An 18,406-nucleotide genomic window follows, 5' to 3' on the forward strand; every position below is an offset into this window, starting at 1 on the left:
CCGCGCACGGGGCATTCACGCCTGGACGGCGCGGCTTCCGTTTCGGGCGCGGCGCCCCTACTCTGCGGCAGTCATGGCCGTGGAACCTTCGTCCGACCCCTTGAAGTCCGCGATGCAGGAACTCTATCGCGCGCGCGCGGTGGAGGGGCCCCTGGGGGAGAACGGCCTGCGCACCGTCTGGCACCTGTCTCCCCAGGGCGCGGAATTGATGTCGCTGGTGGACGAGGACGGCCGGGTGCGCCGCCAGGAGCTCACGCTGCTGGATGAGCACTGCATCTGGGCCAGCGGCCAGGGCGTGCGCACGGGCCGGGTGGAGGGCGGCGAGGCGCGCCCCGTGTCCACGGAGGTGCGCGCGGACCCGGAGCTGGTGCCGCAGCGGCTGGTGCGCGCCGCGCAGGCGCTCGCCACCTACGAAGGGCAGGACCGTTACATCCTGCACATGCAGCGCGTGCTGGCGTTGGCGCGCGAGGGGCTGGAGATGTCCAGCGTCACGTCGTCGGAGCTGCTGGGCCGGGGCCCTGGCTCGACGCGGGACACCGTGCCCACCCGGGCCGTGACCGTCACGCCGGTGGCGCCGCCGTCGCGGGAGGTCATTCCCGCCGCCGCGCCGGAGCCCGGGCCCCCAGCGGCCCCGGAGCCGGAGGAGCAGCCCGTGCTGCTGCGGTACGGCCAGCCGCTGCCCAACGAAGTCCTGCCTCCCGTGGTGCGCCGCTCGGAGGGGCTGGTGATGGTGGCCGTCTTCGGCTTCGCCGTCGTGGTGGGGCTCATCATGCTGTACGTGCTGACGCGGGGAAGCTGAGGCGCACGGGCGAGTGCTCGCCCATCAGGTGCGTCACGTCCGCGTCGGTGGGCACGGGGCCGGACGTGCGGCGCCCGGCGGTGACGCGCTCCGGGCCCAGCGTGGTGTGCAGCGGATGCGCGTCCAGCACCAGCAGGACGGCCACCGCGACGGTGAGCACCAGGCCGCCCACCCACTCCAGCGCGCGCGTGCGCCGGGCCTCCCGCGCGCGGTACGTCATCAGCCAGGTGAAGCCCAGCACCAGCAGGCAGGAGAAGCAGCTCCAGCGCACCGTGCGCAGCCGCGCCGCCTGCGCCATGCCCTCCGCCATCAGGTCGGGGCGCAGCGCGCCGGGGGCCCGCGACAGCCGGGACAGCAGCGTGAAGAGCTGGTGCGCCTCCAGCGTGCCCACCACCGCCATGCCCGCCAGCGCCGCGGACACCAGGCTGCCCAGCAGCAGGCTCCGGCGCGTGTTGGCGTCCTGACCCGAGCTCGCGTGGCTGATGCGCGCCACGCCCAGCGCCACCGACAGCGCGCCCAGCAGCACCGCGCTCGTCCAGGCGCCGAGCAGCCGGGGGGCCATCGCCTTGCCCATCCCCGCCGTGAGCGCGACGCCCGCGTCGGTCGCGGACACCAGGGGAAGCGCCGCCTGCATCCGCTCCAGCAGCATCTCCGTGCCCAGCAGGCCCAGCGTCCAGGGCACCGTCGCCATGCCCACCATGACCGCCAGCGGCACCGTCCGGCCCAGCAGGGTGGAGCCCGCCGCGAAGGTGAGCAGCGGCACCTCCACCAGCAGCGCCAGCCCCAGCAGCACCGCGAAGGGCCCCGCGGAGGTCACCACGCTCAACAGGCCGGAGGGACTGCCCAGCAGCGCGGGCAACGTGCCCCCCAACACGCACACCGTGGCGGGGACGGCCAGCGCCACGACGAACAGTCCGGGCGCGACGTGGGGTCTCACTGGAACAAGCATTTCCAGTAAGAATAGGGTGTCATCGATTCCTGGTAATTCAGACGGGGGGACGACCCACGAGCCAGTACACGACAGAGCAGACGGCGCCGGCCACGGGAGCCAGCACGATGCCCCAGAGGAGTGTCTGGCCGCAGTCAGGACCGTCGCAGCCGATGCGGCCGTAGGCGAGCACGCCGCCCGCGAGCATGGGCACGTGCATGCCGGCGATGAACATGCCCAGGCCGCGCAGCACGAGCCCCCGGTACCAGGGCCGCGTCCACAGCCGGAAGACGAGCGGGACGAGGACGAGGGTGCCGGTGAAGGCCGAGGCCAGCGCGAAGTGCCGGGCGGCCACCGCGACGCACGCGCCCGCGGCCAGCAGCAGGGCGGGCACCAGCAGAAGCGCGTTGAGCGACAGCGGCTCTCGTTCGCGGGGCGGCGGCGTCGGAGGCATGGGCCAGGGCGGAAGGGTCGCAGGGCATGCCCGGTCGCGCAAGGCCAGGAATGGGGGCACGAGGCAGGCGGACATCGACCCGGGGTCGAAGGGCATGGTCCCCCGGGGCGGCGTTCAGGCGGCGACGGCGCCTTCGCCCAGCAGCCGCGCGTAGCGGCCTCGCAGCGCGAGCAGCTGCTCGTGCGTGCCGGCCTCCACCACCTGGCCACCCTCCACCACGGCGATGAGGTCCGCGTCGCGCACGGTGCTCAGCCGGTGCGCGATGACCAGCACCGTGCGGCCCTTCATCAGCGCTGCGAGCCCCGCGCCCACCGCCGCTTCACTGGTGGCGTCCAGGGCGCTCGTGGGCTCATCCAGCAGCAGCAGTGACGGGCGACGCAGGAAGGCACGCGCCAGGGCCAGCCGCTGCCGTTGTCCGCCGGACAGCCGGCTGCCCCGCTCGCCCACGGGCTCATCCAGGCCGCCGGGCAGCGCGCGCACGAAGTCCTCCGCGTGCGCCAGCCGCAGCGCCTCCCACAGCGCGTCGTCCGTCGCGTCCGGCTGCCCCAGGCGCAGGTTGTGGCGCACGGTGCCGGAGAAGAGCACCGGCTCCTGCGGCACCCAGGCGACCTGGCCGCGCACGCTGGATGCCTTCAGCGACGACAGCGGCAGGCCGTCCCACTTCACCTCGCCGCCGCTCGGGGGCAGGAAGCCCAGGAGCACGGAGAACAGCGTCGTCTTGCCCGCGCCGGACGGGCCCACCAGCGCCACGCGCGAGCCCGCGGGAATCGTCAGGTCCACGCCGCGCAGCGCTTCCCGGCCGTCCGCGTAGGTGGCGCGCACGCCGGACAGCTCCAGGGCGCGCGACAGGGGCGGCGCCTCCGCGCCCACGTCCGGCGGCACCGGCGCATCCGCGAGCGCGAAGAGCCGCTCCGCCGCCGCCAGCCCCGTGAGCACCTGCGACAGCGTGCCGCTCAGCGACTTCACCGGTTGGTAGAGCAGCAGCGCCGCCGCCATGAAGGACAGGAGCCGCCCGGCGAGCGACGGATCCATGGACACCGCGCGAGCCCCCCACGCCACCGCCGCCGCCACGCCCACGATGCCCAGCAGCTCCACCGTGGGGCTGAACGCGCCGCGGATGAAGAGCGAGCGGCGCATCTCCGACAGGTACGCTTCCGCCTCCTGGTCGAAGGACTCCAGCGCGCGCGGCACCGTCCCGTACGCCTGCACCACGGGGAGGTTCTGGAGCTGCTCGGCGGTGATGGCGCTGAGCGCGCCCAGGTTCGCCTGTGAGCGGGTCGCCACCTTCTTGAGCGAGCGCGCGAACCGGTTGACCGGCAGCACCGTCACGGGAACGACGACGAAGGTGAAGAGAAAAAGTTTCGCGTCGATGAGAAAGCAGGTCGCCAGCAGTGCGCAGATCTGCAGCCCATCCCTTACGTACGATGACAGCGCCTGGGTGACGGAGAACTCCACCAGCGGTACGTCCGAGGTGAACCGGGAGACAAGCTCTCCCGAGTGCCGCTGCTCGAAGAAAGACGGCGGCTGGGCGAGCAGGCGGCCGTAGAGAAAGCCCCTCAGGTCGGCCATCACGCGCTGGCCCAAGCGCTGCATCAGGCCGCCCTGGAGGAACTGGGCGGTGGCCTTCACCAGCGCCACCGCGACGACCAGGAGGGGCAGCCGGGACAGCAGGGCCTCCGGCGACAGGGTCATCCCCGCGACGGTGACGGGGGCGCCGGTGAGGACGGCGCGCAGCAGGGGGCCGACGATCCAGGCGTACGCGGCGGTGGCGGCCGCGGCAGTCAGCGAGGCCAGCGAGCCCGCGAGGAGCAACCGGCGGTACGGGCTCAGGTAGCCCAGGAGCCGGCGATAGACGTGCGCGGAGGGACGGGGGGCCACGGGAGGGGGGGCACTCTGTCACCGAGGCGACGGTGCCGTCCAAGCCAAAGGGACGTGGGTCGCGGGCGTGCATGGCCGCCTGCCCCACGGCCGGTCAGGGAGCGCCCGCGCCCGCCTGCGTTGCCGCATCCCACACATGCGGACAGCTTGAGAGGCGCCATGGAAACCAACTCCGAGAAAGAAGTCCTGTTCAATCCCGGCTGCGAGTCGGTCGTGGATGACGAAGAGCGCCGCCGTCTGCTCTGGCTGATGGCCGAGTATTTCCGCACCATCGGTTACTCGGACATCAAAGCCCGGCTCCCTGGCTTCATGCCGCCGCCCGTGCTCTCCGGCACCATCGAGGATCACCGGCCGGACTTCACCTGTCGCCAGTCCGACTCCGCCCGCACGCCCATCATCCTGGAGATCGTCACCCCGGGCATGGTGGATGATCCCACCGCGGAGAACCGCTGGAGCCTGCTGGCGAGCGCCGCGAAGCTCTACAACGCGGAGCTGCACTTCGTGGTCCCCAAGTGGTCCATCAACGGCCCCGTGGACCCGGCCCTCAAGCGCCGGCTCGCCCGCATGGAGCTGACCGTGAACCGCGTCTGGACCGTGTAAGCACGGCTCCCTGCTTCACGTGGGTTGGACCCGGGCCTGGATTGCTGGCGAGTTTCGCTGCGTTATAGTGACTCCGATTCTCTACGCAGCTTGAAAACGCCAGCAAATTCCAGGGGTTCGATTCAATGGCAGGGGCCGCAGGGCAGAAGCGCGACTACTACGAGGTCCTGGGCGTCCAGAAGAATGTCTCGGCGCAGGACCTGAAGAGCGCGTTCCGGAAGGTCGCGTTGCAGTACCACCCGGACCGCAACCCCGGGAACCACGAGGCCGAGGAGAAGTTCAAGGAAGCCTCGGAGGCCTACGAGGTCCTGAGCGATCCAGACCGGCGCACGAAGTACGACCGCTTCGGACACGCGGGCAACCCCTTCGGGGACGCGGGCGGCGGCTTCCAGGGCGTCAACATCAACGACATCTTCGGAGAGATTTTCGGCGACATCTTCGGGGGTGGCGGCGGGCGTGGCCGGCAGCGCAACAGCCGGGGCGCGGACCTGCGCTACAACCTGGAGATCTCCTTCGAGGAGGCCGCGTTCGGCTGCCGCCCGAAGGTGACCATCCCCCGTCCGAAGAAGTGCGACACCTGCTCCGGCTCCGGCAGCAAGAGCGGCGCGGCCCCACGGCCCTGCGCGGCGTGCGGCGGCAGCGGGGAGCTGCGCTACTCGCAGGGCTTCTTCGCGGTGTCCCGGCCGTGCGGCGACTGCGGCGGCACCGGCGCCACCATCCCGGATCCGTGCGGCAAGTGCCGGGGCTCCGGGAAGACGCCGTCGGAGGAGGTCATCGAGGTCGCCATCCCGGGCGGCGTGGACAACGGCACGCGCGTGCGGCTGGGCGGCATGGGCGAGCCCGGCGACCGGGGCGGGCCTCCGGGTGACCTGTACGTGACGGTCATCGTGCGCGAGCACCCGCTGTTCCAGCGCGAGGAGTACGAGGTCTTCTGCGAGGTGCCGGTGTCCTTCACGCAGGCGGCGCTGGGCGCGAAGATCGACGTGCCCACGCTCGACGGCAAGGTGAAGATGACCATCCCGGCGGGGACCCAGTCCGGGAAGGTGTTCCGGCTGCGCGGCAAGGGCATCCCGCACCTGCACAGCCAGCAGCGCGGAGATCAGCACGTGCGCGTCATCATCGAAACGCCCACGGAGCTGACGTCCAAGCAGCGCGAGCTGCTGGAGCGCTTCGCGGAGGTGTCCGGCGAGGAGACCCATCCCCAGTCGAAGACCTTCTTCGACAAGGTGAAGGAGCTCTTCGGCTAGGAGGCCGGGCGTGCGTCCGGGGCCGCGCGAAGGCGTGGCTCCGGGGCCGCACGCGGTGGGGGAGGGGAGAGGGCTCCCCCTCGGTGACGCACGCGGGCATGCGCGGTGCACTGAAGCGGACGTTCCAGGGGAATCTTCCCCCCGCTCAAGTGTCGACGGAGCCGCACCCGCGCTGCTATGCACCTCGCCATGGAAGTCCTCTCCGCATCGCGCCGCGCGCTCGTCGCCGCGCTGGCCCTGACGTTGACCGCCTGCCCCAAGTCGCCCTCCCGCACCGACAGCCGGGACGACACCTCCGGGGGCGACTCCACCCAGCCCAACCGCCCGCGCGTGGAGGCGAAGCAGGACGCCACCGCGAACGCCGCGCTCGCGCAGGCCCGCACCCAGGCGCAGGCAAACCCGGACAAGAAGCAGGCCGCGGAGGCCTACCTGGCCGTGCGCAAGGCGTACCCCGCCACCACCGCCGGCCAGGACGCGCTCTACAACGCGGGCGTCCTCTACTTCGAAGCGAAGGACTACGCGAACGCGCGCAGGACCTTCAACGAGCTGCTCTTCGAGAACCCCCTCTACGCCCAGGCCGAGGACGCCAAGCACAAGCTGGCCGTCTCCGCCATGGAGGTGGGCGCCTACCGCGACGCGTACCAGACGCTCACCAGCCTGGCGGAGCGCGCGGAAGGGGCGGAGAAGGAGCAGCTCCTGAAGGAGGCCGCGCGCGCGGCCGAAGGCGCGGGCCTGTACTCGCAGGCGCTGTCGTCCGCCGTGAAAGAGGCCGGCGACGCTCGGACGGCGGAGGAGAAGGCCGCCGCGGTGGCGAAGGTGGAGCAGCTGGTGGAGGGCCGCGCCAGCTTCCTCGACATCGCGCGCGTGCAGGAGGGGCTGTCCACGTCCAACCCCGCGTGGCCGGTGCTCCAGTTCAAGCTGGCGCGCATCTACTACCACCTGCGTGACTGGACCCGCCTGGAGGAGACGCTCCAGACGTACCTGCGCGAAGCGCCCAACAGCACCTTCGCGCCGCAGGCGAAGGAGCTGCTCGCGCGCGCCACCCGCCGCGTGGAGGTGCGTCCGCGCACCGTGGCGGTGCTGCTGCCCATGACGGGCCGCTACCAGCCCATCGGCGAGGCGGTGCTGCGCGGCGTGAAGCTGGGCCTGCAGGGCAGCGACATCGAGCTGGTGGTGAAGGACACGCAGGGCGACGTCAACAAGACGGGCACGGCGATGGAGCAGCTGGCGTTCGACGACGGCGCCATCGCGGCCCTGGGCCCGCTGCTGGTGGACGACACCAAGCGCGCGGCGCTGCTGGCGGAGGAGCTCCAGGTGCCGCTGCTGACGCTGAGCCGTCAGGAGGGCATCACGGACATTGGCCCGTACGTCTTCCGCAACATGCTGACGAACTCCGCGCAGGCGCGCGCCATCGCGGACTACGCGATGAACGTGAAGGGCTACAAGCGCTTCGCGGTGCTCTACCCGAACATCCCCTACGGCGTGGAGCTGGCGAACGAGTTCTGGGACGACGTGGTGTCGCGCGGCGGCGCGGTGCGCGGCGCGGAGTCGTACTCCTACGACCAGACGACGTTCACCGGCGAGGCCAAGCGCCTGGTGGGCCGCTACTACCTGGAGGACCGCGGCGACTACGCGGAGGCCGTGCGCGACGTGCAGGACGAGAAGTTCACCGACGCGTACCGCCGCCGCAAGGCCATGGAGAAGGCCCGCAGCGGCGTGGAGCCCATCATCGACTTCGAGGGCCTCTTCATCCCGGACGACTGGCGCCGGGTGAGCCTGGTGACGCCCGCGCTCGCGGTGGAGGACATCGTCACCAACGCGTGCGACCCGCGCGACCTGGAGCGCATCCGCAAGACGACGGGCAAGAAGGACCTGAAGACCGTCACGCTCTTCGGCACCAACCAGTGGTCCAGCCCCAAGGGCCGCTCGGGCCTGCCGGAGCTCCTGGAGCGCGGCGGCAAGTTCGTCACCTGCTCCGTGTACGTGGACGGCTTCTTCGTGGACTCGCAGCGGCCCGCGACGCAGAAGTTCGTGAAGACCTACCGCGACGCGTACAAGGAGCTGGGCCGCGACCCGGGCCTGCTGGAGGCCATCGGCTACGACTCGGCGCGCATGGTGCGGCAGGTGATTGACAAGCAGCGCCCCAACTCGCGCGCGGCGATGCGCGAGGCCCTGGCGGGGCTGAAGGACTTCGACGGCGCCACCGGCCGCACCTCGTTCAACGACAAGCGGGAAGCGGACAAGCAGCTGTTCCTCCTGTCCGTGGACAACAAGGGCGTGAACGAGATCAACGTGGACAAGGAGAAGGCCGCCGTCCGCGGCTCGGGTTCATGAGCCTGCGTGCCGGGGGCTTCGTCCTCGCGGGCGCGCTGACGCTCACGGGCTGCGCGCACACGGGCGCGGGCCTTCCGCCGGACACGGCGACGCGGTTGGAGTCCACGCCCGGAGCCTTCCTCTCCGGCGCGGTGGAGGGCTTCGACGGCGCGCCCACGGTCCTCAACCGCAAGGACTTCATCTGGGCGTTGGACTTCGCGCCGAAGGGCCACCGCGTGGCGTACACGCGCCTGGGCGACAAGGCGTACCACGTCTCCGTCTGGGACCTGGCGCCCCCTTCCGCGAAGTCGGGTGACGCCAGCGCGCCGGTGCTGCGCGCGGATCCCCAGGTCAACGCGCAGCAGTACGACCTGGAGGGCGTGGCCTTCTCGCCGGACGGCGCGAAGGTGGCCACGGTGAGCCGCAGCGGCGCGGTGCAGCTCTTCGACGCGGCGACGGGCGCGCAGCTGGGAGCGCTCGCCACGGAGGAGCCGCTGGTGTCGGTGGCCTTCCATCCGGATGGCCGGTGGCTGGCGGTGGGCAGCGCGCAGGGGCTGGTGTCCCTGCTGGCCGTGCCGGAGCTGGCGTTCGGCGCGGAGGCGCGGCTGCACTCGGGGCCGGTGAGCGCGCTGGCGTTCGCGGCGGACGGGACGCTGTACTCGGGCGGCTGGGACGGGCACGTGCGCGCGTCGGACACGCCGGAGCAGGCGCTGCGGCCGGACGTGGCGCGCACGCACTTCGAGCGGCGCGGCGGCTTCGCGGCGGTGCAGGGGCGCGTGGACAGCGGGCCGCCGGTGGTGCTGGCGCTGGACTCGCGCACGCCGGTGGTGGTGCTCACCTCCGCGGCGGCGGCGGCGTCCGGCATCGACGTGGTGCTCCTGAAGGACACCGTCACCGTGCCGGGCGCGCTGGGCAACACCGTGGCGCGGCTGGCGCGAGGACGCACGCTGCGCTTCAAGGCGATGACGCTGCCGGGCGTGGACGTGGCGGTGTGCGACGCGTGCGTGCCCCAGGGCAGCCAGGGCGTGCTGGGCGCGCCCTTCAGCGAGCGCGTGGACACGGCCTTCGACGAGACGACCGCGGAGGCGGTGCTCACGCTCAAGGGCGGCGCGCCGGAAGGGGCCACCCCGGTGACGGGGCGGGCGCTCACGCCGCGCCTGGACTTCACCTTCCCGGCGCACGTCAACGACGTCACCGTGGACGCGCGCGGCAAGCGCCTGGGCGTGGCCTTCAGCCAGGAGAAGGCGGAGCGCAACCGCACGGTGTACGAGCGCGAGCGCAAGGGCGTGGAGGAGCCCCAGGGCCCGTGGAACGCGGGCGCGCTGGTGGACGCGGCCTCCGGCCAGGTCCTGCGCAAGTGGGAGCTGCACCACGGCGTGGTGTCCACCGCGGCCATCGCGCCGGATGGGCGCTCGCTGGCCTCCGGTGGATGGGACCGGCGCGTGTACCTCTTCGCCGACGGTGCGCCGGAAGCGAAGGGCGAGCTGGAGTTCGGCTGGTCCGTGCGGCGCGTGCGCTTCACGCCGGACGGGCGCCAGGTGGGCGTGGCCGCGTGGACGCCGCAGAAGGTCACCGGCAGCCAGGAGAGCGACCCGGCGGCGGTGGTGGTGGGCGTGCGCTACGCGTCTCCCACCGTGGAGCCGCGAGCGGCTCCGGCGGCTCAGTAGTTGAGGAACACGGCGCTCCTCGGGACGCCGCGCCGGGACAGCTGGGCCATCACGTCCTGCACCATGTCCGACGGCCCGCACACGAAGGCGATGGACTGCTCCAGCTGCTCCTCGCCCAGGTGGGCCTGCACGTAGCCGACGAGCCCCTGCCAGCCGCTGGCGCCAGGGCGGCTCACGGTGCACAGCACCTTCACGCCGTCCGCCTGCCACTGCTCCAGCTCATGCTGGTACGCGAAGCCGCCCGCCGTGCGCGCGCCGAAGTACAGCGTCACCTGGCCATACGCGCCGCGGTCCTGGCGCACGGCGGCGATGACGGGGCGGATGGCGGAGATGCCGGAGCCGCTGGCGAACAGCAGCAGGTCGCGGCCGCGCGCCTTCTCCATGGGGAAGCCCGGGCCCTGCGGACGCTTCACCTCCACACGCGCGCCTGGCGGCAGGCCCAGGAGCGCGGCCGGCAGCGAGCCGTCGTCCTTGAGCAGGAACTCCCACTGCGTGCCATGGGGGGCGGGCGGCGAGGCGATGGCGAACATGCCCGGCTCCCCACCGGGAAGGCGCAGCTGGACGTACTGCCCCGGGTGGGTGTGCGAGCCCACGAGCGGCGTCCCGCCGATGTCGAGCACCCAGTCGGTGAGTCCATCCGCCGCGGGCTTCCGGGCGGTGACGGTGGCGGTGTGCCAGTCGCTCATGAGGGCTTTTTAACCGGTCCTCCTGGCGCGTGCCTCCCCCTGCTAGAGTCGGCCCCGTGAAGACCGTTTTCTGGCTGTTCATGTTCCTGGTCGGCCTGGCCGGCGTGGTGATTCCGCTCACGTACCTGTACACGGCCAGCAAGCTGCCGCGGCTGGAGAGCGAGTTCGACGTCGAGAGCCAGCTGCGCCATCGCATCGAGGGCGACCGGATGAGCGTGCTGGCCGGCCGGATGGACCAGGGCGGCCGGGAGCGCACGGCGGTGACCTTCACGCGGCCGGACTTCTCGCGGATGCCCAAGGACCTGGTGGCGCTCTACATCCGCCAGATGGAATGCCCCACCTACTTCCAGACGCCGCGCGAGGACGGGCGCGCGTGGGCGTGGCGCCTGTTCGCCGGCGTGACGCTGGGCTCGTCGCCCCCCGGGGACGGGTCCTGCGAGCGGTGGCTGGCCATGCGCATCGCGCGGGAGATGGGCATCGAGGGCGACCTGCAGCTGTCCGTGGCGGCGCACCGGCTGCACGCCTTCTTCCAGAAGGACCAGCTCGTCGCCTACGACCTGTCCACCATCCGCTTCGAGCGCGGCGTCATCGGCGTGGAGGACGCGGCCCGCCAGCTCTTCGGCCGTGAGCTGGGCGAGCTCCAGCTGTCCGAGCTGGCGGAGCTGCAGCTCGCGTTGCCGCCGTACGGGTTCTACAGCGACCTCAAGGCCTGCAAGAACGCGAGCCTCATCCGGCAGAACCGCGACCTGCTGCTGCAGGACCTGGCGGGCTACGCGCTGGTGAGCGAGGAGCGCGCGCGCAACGCCATCGCGCAGCCGGTGGCGTGCCTGTCGGTGAAGTAGCGGGCCGTCAGCGCCGCACCTCGGCGGGGACCTGGGCAAGCCAGCCCACCTCCAGCGCGCCCCACAGGCCCAGCAGGATGGCCTCCGCGGCGTCGTGGCGCAGCGAGGTGGGGCGCGGCGCGCGGGACCAGTCGATGACCCGCCGCGCGAGTCCATCCGCGGCGTCCTTCGCCAGCGAGCCGCTGCGCTGCTCCCGCGCGTAGAGCAGCCGGTGGCGCCAGTCCTCCGCGGCCACGCGCAGCACGGGCAGGGCGCGGCGCAGGGCCTCGCGCTCCCAGACGTCCGCGATGGGGCCACCGCCCTCCAGCACGAGCCAGGCGAGCGGGGATGCGTCCTGGAGCACGGCGGGCACCGCGCGCTTGAGCCGCGCGTGCGTGCCGAAGTTCTGCGAGCGGTACCACCGCAGCCGCCCGTCCGCGCCGAAGCGCGCGAGCCCGCTGCGCAGTCCCAGGTCCACCGCGAGCAGCGCAGGGCCTGGGGGCGCGGTCATTGCGCCTGGAGGGCTTCCTTCTTGACGTCGTTGAGGTCCCGGACGATTTGCGCCCGCTCCTCGGCGGTGGATTCCTCGGCGTCCTGCTGGAGCTGATAGAGGAACCCGGCGAAGTGCTTCCGCTCCGTCTCGCCAAGCCGGGTGTTGTTCTTGATCCGGGTGGCGACAGCGCGGATCTCCGCCAGGAGCTCCTCCTCGGACGGAGCCCGGTTGCCACGGGGCACCGAGCGGCCCGTGCCAGAAGGGGTGGCCTTCGACGCGACCTTGGGGCTGGGCTCCGCCTGCTTCGGGGGTTCCTCCACGACGGGAGGGGGCGGCGGGGTCGCTTCCTGCACGGGCGCGGCGACGACCTCCGGCGCGGGCGGAGGCGGCGCGGGCTCGACCTTCGGAGCGGGAGGCGGCGTCGGGGCGGCGACGGCGGGCGGAGGCGTCTGTCCGCCACCGCGCGTGGCGGTGACGACACCCACGGCCGCGAGCAGCACGGCCGCGCCCACGGCGATGGGCACGAAGCGCCGAATCGACCGGGGCTCTTCCTCCTGCGGCACCATCAGGTCCTCGGGAGGGACCGGCGGCGGCACCTGGGTGGTGGGGCGGCGCGCGTCCGCGTCGCTGACGGCGACAGGGGCGGGCTTGGGCGGAGGCGCGGGCTCGACGGGGGCGGGCGCGGTGGGGTTGGTGCGCGTGGCGCGCAGGGTGCGGCGCAGCTTGGCCAGGTGCTGACGCAGGGCATCCGCGGAGTTGGGGCGCGTCTCCGGGTCCTTGGTGAGCATCTGCAGGATGAAGGCGTCCACGGCGGGCGGCAGGTCGGGGACGAACTCCGACGGCCGGGGCGGGCGTGCCTCCACGTGCTTCATGAGCAGGTCCACCGGGGAGCTGCCGATGAAGGGCAGCCGGCCGGTGACGATTTCGAAGGTGACGACGCCCATGGCGTACAGGTCCGTCATGGGGCCCACGGACTGGCCGCGGGCCTGCTCGGGCGCCATGTATTCCGGGGTGCCGACGACCATGTCGGTGCGCGTCTGCGCGGTGCGGCCGGTGGGCCCTTCGCCGCGCTTGGCGAGCCCGAAGTCCAGCAGCTTCACGTAGCGCGAGCCGTCCGGCTGGCGCACGAGGAAGATGTTGCTGGGCTTCAGGTCGCGGTGCACCACGCCCGCGCCGTGCGCGGCGCCCAGGGCGGCGAGCACCTCATCCAGCAGCGACAGGGCCTCCGGGACGGGCAGGCGGCCCTTCTCCGCGAGGATGGCGTCCAGCGGCTGGCCTTCCAGGTACTCCATGACGATGTACTGGCGACCGTCTGGGAGCTGGCCGAAGCCGAAGATGTCGATGATGCCGCGGTGGCGGATGGCGTTGACGGCGCGGGCCTCCGCGAGGAGGCGGGCCACCTGTTCGGACGAGTGCGCCAGCTCCGGGCGCAGCACCTTCACGGCAACGCGCTTGCCGATGAGGGGCTGGATGCCGTCGTAGACGAGCCCCATGCCGCCCACGCCGATGCGCGAGCGCAGCTCGTACTCGCCCAGCTTCAGGCCGATGAGGGGGTCGGTGATGGCGATGCCTTCGTTACCGGGGTGCTCCACGATGACCTTCGGTTCCGGTGGAGTCGGCTGGAACGACGACAGCACGACGGTGCCATCGCGAGGGCACACCGCCGTCTCGGACGGAACGGTGAGGCCGCAGGTTTCGCAGATCAGCTCGGAAGACATCTCCACCACGGGAGAGCGTAACAGGTGAAATCCCGGGAAGCGAAGTCACGGCCCGTGGATGCAGGGCAAGCAAACAAGCACCTGCCCCCGGGTCGCGTTTTCTCACCCGCCGCTGTCCAGCAGCGGGCGATGCAGTGGGTCAGGGCGTTCCGGCGTCGACGAAGGTGCAGTCGATGGACTCCGTGGAAAGCCCTGTTGCGGCACCTGCATCGCTACTACCGAGGCCGCCAAGTCCTCCTGGCGAGAGTTCCGTATCGAAGGATTGCTGCCGGGTGATGGTCGTGTTGACGCACCAGGTACCGACGGAGGGCCCGCCACCGCCGCCACCACCGCCACCCCCATTCCCGCCCTGACCACCATTGCCACCGCGGCCTCCGCTGCCGCTGGTGATGATGTAGACCTCCGTCGTGCCTGTTTCGCTGTTGGTGGTGGTGGAGGTGAGCAGCAACTGTTCTCCCCCTCGCCCGCCATTGCCGCCCTGCCCGCCATTGCCCCCGGCTCCGCCGCGCCCACCCTGGCCGCCGCCCCGGACGATGAGCTTCAGCTTGTGGTCGACGATCACTTGCGAGTTTGTGGCCAGGAGCCCGATGGATGCTCCACCCCCTCCACCGCCCTGGCCGCCAGTTCCACCGCATCCACCGCTGCCGCCACCACCACCGGCCGCACCTGTAGGATTCTTGATGTTGGTGTCGTTGAGGCCACCGCAATTGCCACCACCACCACCGCCGCCGCCTCCCTGACCGGGACCTCCAGGCTTCCCTTCTCCACCCTGCTGATTCGCCTCCCAGAGTGTCTCGGCCAGGATTCGTCCCGAGCCCTCTCCAGGAGAGCCACCGGTTCCCGCATCGCCGACGTTGCCAGAGGTGCCGACGCCGCCATCTCCACCCGTGCAGCTACAGATGTTGTTCGGGCAGGAATCCTTGGTGCCTGCGGCTCCCGCAGCGCCTCCGCTCGTAGCGGGCCTGCCGGAACTGCCCATGTTGCCGGTGCCGTTGCCGCCGCCAAGCCCACCGAGTCCGCCTGCGTAGCCACCGGAGCACTGAGGTTGAGCGCCATTGCCGCCCAGGTTGACGCCCGAGTCCGAGTTGGAGCCTGCGTTGCCATTTCCGCCGTCCGGGCCGTCAGAACCCCGCTGCCCATCAGGGCCAGGCGCGCCACGCCCCGCCTCTAGGACTACGTCGCGCAAAACGAGTTCGCGGACGTTTCGGACACGTAGCGCAATGGACGGCTCACCAGCGTCCTGCCCATCAGCGGATGCGACGTGGATCGCATCCAAGAGGATGCCTGCATCTTGAGTGGTGACGTCCTGGACCAGGAACCCGCGCGGGCTGCTGGCGAAGAACGTGCTGCCTCCGCCATCCTTGAACCGGTCCCAGAACGGGTTCCCGTTCTGGCGCCACGTGTATCCGCCGTAGAGCGAAACGGGCATGTCCACCGCGGGCGCCGGCTCGTTGTACGTGCCGGTGCCCAGGTACACGATGTTGCGTCCCGTGCCACCGTCGCGGATCTCCTGGAGCGCGCGAGCCAGGGTCTTGAACGGCTTCTCACGGGTCCCGTTGAAGTCGTCGTCCTTGCCGCCCACCGGATCCACGAAGAAGCCCGCGTCCGCGACACCGTCGATGCCGTCGCAGTCGTTGTCGAAGCCGGTCAGGTCGGGGTAGTCCACGCCGCCATCGCCGCAGGGAGGAGGCGTGATGTCTCCGCCGTCGCCCGCGTCCCCGGCGTCACTGCCACCGTCCTCGCTGCCACCGTCCGTGTCCACCTGCGGTCCGCAGCGGCCCTCGTTCTCGCAGTCTTCATAGGCCGCTTGGAAATCACTGCAGCCGCCCACGCCGAGCACCGCACCGAACACCGCGCTCAGCGCGCCAACCTTCCAGAGGTTCCGCATGGCTTTCCCCGTGCTCACTGCCACGTCCCGGCGAAGCTCAGACCACCGCCCTGCGGCGTGAGCGTCACGGACGGCTGAACGTTCGTCTGCTTCACCGGCAGGAAGTACATCAGCGCGCCCGCCGCGATGGCCGCCGCGCCCACGCCGATGCCCACCACGCCAATCGTCTGCGAACGCTTGCCGGAGTCGCGGACCTCTTGCGCCTCCTCCAGCGTGGAGAACTCGTTGTTGTTCAGGTCGTTGAGCTTCCCGCGCGACTGCACGAAGAACACCGTCCCCACGCCCGCCAGCACCACGCCGCCCGCCGCCGGCACCCACGCCCACTTGCGCCGTCCTGGCGTCTCCACCGTCGGCGTGTCACTCAGGCCCAGGTCCGTGGGCGGCTGCACGCCCGGCGTCAGGTCCGGTCCCGGCACGGGCTGCCTCTCTCCCGGCGTCACCTGCGGCGTCTGCTGCGCCACGGGCGGCGTCACCGGCGGCGGGGCCACCGGCTCCGGACGCAGGACCCGCATCGTGATGGGCACCACTTCATCCAGGGACCGCGTCAGCGCGTCCATCACCTGGTCCTTCTTCACCTCCGGCACGGAGTGCTCCGTGAGGGGCGCACCGTCCTGTGCCGTGTACACGCGCACGCCGGCCTTGTAGCCGTTGAGGTAGGGCAGCACCTCCGTCACCATCACCACGTCCGTCTTCGCCGCCGCGCCCAGCGACGCGATGCACGCCGGCTGCGTGCGCTTGCAACGCATCATCGCCGTGCGCTGCTTCTTCGTCAGCGTGCGCGTCACGTCCTCCACGCGGATCACCTCCAGGCCCCGGGCCTTGAGCTGCTCGGCCACGTGCTCCTGGGCGATTCCGATGAGGTAGCGCGGCGTTCCCCGCGTCACGTCCGTCGGCGCCAGCAGCACGGTGACGGGCTTCGCGGAGGAGGAGGGCGCGGGCGCCTGGGCGACCACCAGGGTGAGCGCGGCGAGGAAGGGGATCAACACGGGAGCACTTTCTCCCTGACCCGTCCTCCTCGCAAGGTCAGGATTCGCCGACCCGCGTGGTGGGACAGGGCCCCACCCACCCGGGGGCGACACCGGTGTCCGGCGCCGGGCGCCCCGCGCGGATGCGACACGTCACCGGTGCGCGAAGGACCCGGAAGGTCCCCACGCCACGGCGCGGCTAGCGGCGCGGACGCTCCGGCACGGGGCGGATCTGCGTCTTCTCCGACGTGTTCAGCTCCGTCTTCGGCCGGTCGTCGTCCTCGTCCTCGTCCAGGTCGTCGGAGGGCGGTGGCGGCGGACCCGGCGGACGGCGCGTGGGCGTCGCACCCGCGCGCAGGGTGTTGGACGGCGCGCCGGGGCGGGCAGGCGCGGGCGGCGGACGGCGCGGCGGCGGTGTGTTGCGCGGGGGCGGCACCTCCGCGAGCAGGTCCTCGGACACCTGCACCAGCGGCTCGGAGGCCGGAGTGGCGCGGGTGTCCTCCTGCTCCGCGAACGGGTTGCGCGTAGGCGGCGGCGTCTTGTCGTCGTCCTGCGGGGGCGGCGGGCGCGGCGGCAGCGAGGGGCGCAGCGCCGGGGCGGCCTTCGCGGGCGGCGGCGCGGCGGCGGGCTTGGGCGGGGGCGCCGCCGGCTTGGGGCCACCGACCGGGCCGTCCGGGGCCGCGTTGCGGAGCAACTGCTCGAACTTCGCCCAGTCCTCCTTGAAGTGCGCCGGGTCCGGCAGCCCCTGCTCGCGGTGCTTCAGGGACGGGGCCCAGCGCAGGGCGTACGCCTCGCCCACGTGGAAGCTGGGCGGGGGCGGCACGCCGTAGGTGGCGGGGTCGAAGAAGGCGTCGTCCAGGTCGTCGAAGCCGTACGCGCGCGCCTTCTGGATGAAGTTGGGGATGATGCCGGTGGGCGCGTGGTAGCCCAGGATGTTCTCGTGCTCGTCCTTGGCGACGGGCGTGAAGACGAAGATGTCCTGGGTGCGGTACTCGCCCTTCTCCGTGAGGGGCAGCACCTCCGACAGGGCAATCGTCTTGCGGCTGCCGTCGTGGAGGCGCTCGCAGCAGATGATGAAGTTGATGGCGCTGGCCACCTGGGCGCGCACGGCGACCATGGGCATTTCCACGGACGACATGAGGCACAGGGACTCGATGCGGCGCAGCGTGTCCGTGGGGGTGTTCGCGTGCGTGGTGGCCAGCGAGCCGCCGTGGCCGGTGTTCATGGCCTGCATGAGGTGGAAGGCCTCGCCGCCGCGCACCTCGCCCACCACGATGCGGTCCGGGCGCAGACGCAGCGCGGAGTGCAGCAGGTCTCCCATGTTGATCTCGCCCTTGCCGAACTTGTCGGCGGGGCGGGATTCGAAGGCCACGATGTGGGACTGGTTGAGCTGGAGCTCGGCGGAGTCCTCGATGGTGAGGATGCGCTCCTCGTCCGGGATGAGGGACGAGACGATGTTGAGCAGCGTCGTCTTGCCGGAGCCCGTGCCGCCGGCCACCAGCATGTTGAGCTTGGTGGCGATGCCGGCCTCGATGAGGCGCGCCATGGGCTTGGTCAGCGACTTGAACTTCAACAGCGAGTCGATGGTCAGCTTGTCCTTGAAGAACTTGCGGATGGAGATGGTGGTGCCGTTGCGCGCGATGGGCGGAATCACCACGTGGATGCGGCTGCCGTCGGGCAGGCGCGCGTCCAGGCGGGGGCGCTCCTCGGACAGGGGGCGGCCCACGAACTGGGCCATGTTGCGCGCGGCGCCGAGCAGACCTTCTTCGGAGAAGGCGGCATCCGTCTTGGTCAACCGGCCCTTGCGTTCGATCCACACATCGGTGGGGCCGTTGATCATGATTTCCGACACCGACTCGTCGTCCAGGTAGGGGAGGACGGGCTTGAGGAAGGCGCGGAGTGACTCGGTGTACATCGTCATGGCGGGCGCGAGGCTAGCGCGCCCCGGC

At 71.7% G+C, this 18,406-nt stretch carries 15 protein-coding genes; 6 read left to right on the plus strand and 9 right to left on the minus strand.

The window, feature by feature from the left end:
* The first annotated feature begins 112 nt into the window (after window positions 1-112).
* Window positions 113-799, plus strand: a complete 687-nt coding sequence (locus NR792_RS30465; RefSeq protein WP_375756213.1) for a hypothetical protein — start codon at window positions 113-115, stop codon at window positions 797-799.
* Here NR792_RS30465 and NR792_RS30470 read toward each other — a convergent pair.
* From NR792_RS30470 to NR792_RS30480, 3 genes are all read right to left on the minus strand, one after another.
* The gene (locus NR792_RS30470; protein ID WP_375756214.1) at window positions 768-1,736 is read right to left on the minus strand and encodes a hypothetical protein; all 969 of its coding nucleotides are present in this window, start codon (window positions 1,734-1,736) and stop codon (window positions 768-770) included. The genes NR792_RS30465 and NR792_RS30470 overlap by 32 nt on opposite strands.
* Before the next feature lie 49 nt (window positions 1,737-1,785).
* The gene (locus NR792_RS30475; RefSeq protein WP_375756215.1) at window positions 1,786-2,181 is read right to left on the minus strand and encodes a hypothetical protein; all 396 of its coding nucleotides are present in this window, start codon (window positions 2,179-2,181) and stop codon (window positions 1,786-1,788) included.
* A gap of 114 nt (window positions 2,182-2,295) precedes the next feature.
* Window positions 2,296-4,059: an ABC transporter ATP-binding protein gene (locus NR792_RS30480; protein ID WP_375756216.1), complete on the minus strand. Its 1,764-nt coding sequence runs from the start codon at window positions 4,057-4,059 to the stop codon at window positions 2,296-2,298.
* 159 nt (window positions 4,060-4,218) lie between these two features.
* On the opposite strand from NR792_RS30480, the gene NR792_RS30485 reads away from it, so the two are divergent.
* The 4 genes from NR792_RS30485 to NR792_RS30500 all read left to right on the plus strand — a co-directional run bounded on the left by NR792_RS30485 (window position 4,219) and on the right by NR792_RS30500 (window position 9,886).
* Window positions 4,219-4,659 carry a hypothetical protein gene (locus NR792_RS30485; protein ID WP_120523638.1) on the plus strand — a complete coding sequence of 147 codons (441 nt, stop codon included), beginning with the start codon at window positions 4,219-4,221 and terminating at the stop codon, window positions 4,657-4,659.
* 125 nt (window positions 4,660-4,784) lie between these two features.
* A complete protein-coding gene (gene dnaJ / locus NR792_RS30490) occupies window positions 4,785-5,906 on the plus strand; it encodes a molecular chaperone DnaJ (RefSeq protein WP_375756217.1) in 1,122 nt (373 codons plus the stop codon).
* Between the two features lie 189 nt (window positions 5,907-6,095).
* Window positions 6,096-8,240, plus strand: a complete 2,145-nt coding sequence (locus NR792_RS30495) for an ABC transporter substrate-binding protein (protein WP_375756218.1) — start codon at window positions 6,096-6,098, stop codon at window positions 8,238-8,240.
* A complete protein-coding gene (locus tag NR792_RS30500) occupies window positions 8,237-9,886 on the plus strand; it encodes a WD40 repeat domain-containing protein (RefSeq protein WP_375756219.1) in 1,650 nt (549 codons plus the stop codon). Before NR792_RS30495 ends, NR792_RS30500 begins: the two co-directional genes overlap by 4 nt.
* Here NR792_RS30500 and NR792_RS30505 read toward each other — a convergent pair.
* On the minus strand, window positions 9,880-10,572 hold the full coding sequence (locus NR792_RS30505; protein ID WP_375756220.1) for an NAD-binding oxidoreductase: 693 nt from the start codon (window positions 10,570-10,572) through the stop codon (window positions 9,880-9,882). The genes NR792_RS30500 and NR792_RS30505 overlap by 7 nt on opposite strands.
* A 56-nt stretch (window positions 10,573-10,628) precedes the next feature.
* Between NR792_RS30505 and NR792_RS30510 the strand changes: the two genes are divergently transcribed.
* Window positions 10,629-11,414 carry a transglycosylase domain-containing protein gene (locus NR792_RS30510; protein WP_375756221.1) on the plus strand — a complete coding sequence of 262 codons (786 nt, stop codon included), beginning with the start codon at window positions 10,629-10,631 and terminating at the stop codon, window positions 11,412-11,414.
* 7 nt (window positions 11,415-11,421) lie between these two features.
* Here the strand turns inward: NR792_RS30510 and NR792_RS30515 are convergent, their stop codons facing one another.
* The 5 genes from NR792_RS30515 to NR792_RS30535 all read right to left on the minus strand — a co-directional run bounded on the left by NR792_RS30515 (window position 11,422) and on the right by NR792_RS30535 (window position 18,378).
* Window positions 11,422-11,904, minus strand: a complete 483-nt coding sequence (locus NR792_RS30515; RefSeq protein ID WP_375756222.1) for a hypothetical protein — start codon at window positions 11,902-11,904, stop codon at window positions 11,422-11,424.
* Window positions 11,901-13,604 (minus strand): serine/threonine-protein kinase, encoded by a 1,704-nt coding sequence (locus tag NR792_RS30520; protein WP_375756223.1) that lies wholly within the window; start codon window positions 13,602-13,604, stop codon window positions 11,901-11,903. The genes NR792_RS30515 and NR792_RS30520 overlap by 4 nt, the downstream gene beginning before the upstream one ends.
* A 139-nt stretch (window positions 13,605-13,743) precedes the next feature.
* The gene (locus NR792_RS30525) at window positions 13,744-15,492 is read right to left on the minus strand and encodes a hypothetical protein (protein WP_375756224.1); all 1,749 of its coding nucleotides are present in this window, start codon (window positions 15,490-15,492) and stop codon (window positions 13,744-13,746) included.
* A gap of 14 nt (window positions 15,493-15,506) precedes the next feature.
* On the minus strand, window positions 15,507-16,478 hold the full coding sequence (locus NR792_RS30530; RefSeq protein ID WP_375756225.1) for a hypothetical protein: 972 nt from the start codon (window positions 16,476-16,478) through the stop codon (window positions 15,507-15,509).
* A 178-nt stretch (window positions 16,479-16,656) separates the two neighbouring features.
* Window positions 16,657-18,378, minus strand: a complete 1,722-nt coding sequence (locus NR792_RS30535; RefSeq protein ID WP_375756226.1) for a CpaF family protein — start codon at window positions 18,376-18,378, stop codon at window positions 16,657-16,659.
* Between the last annotated feature and the right edge of the window lie 28 nt (window positions 18,379-18,406).

The sequence above is a fragment of the Corallococcus exercitus genome (genome assembly GCF_042231735.1).
GTDB lineage: Bacteria > Myxococcota > Myxococcia > Myxococcales > Myxococcaceae > Corallococcus > Corallococcus exercitus_B.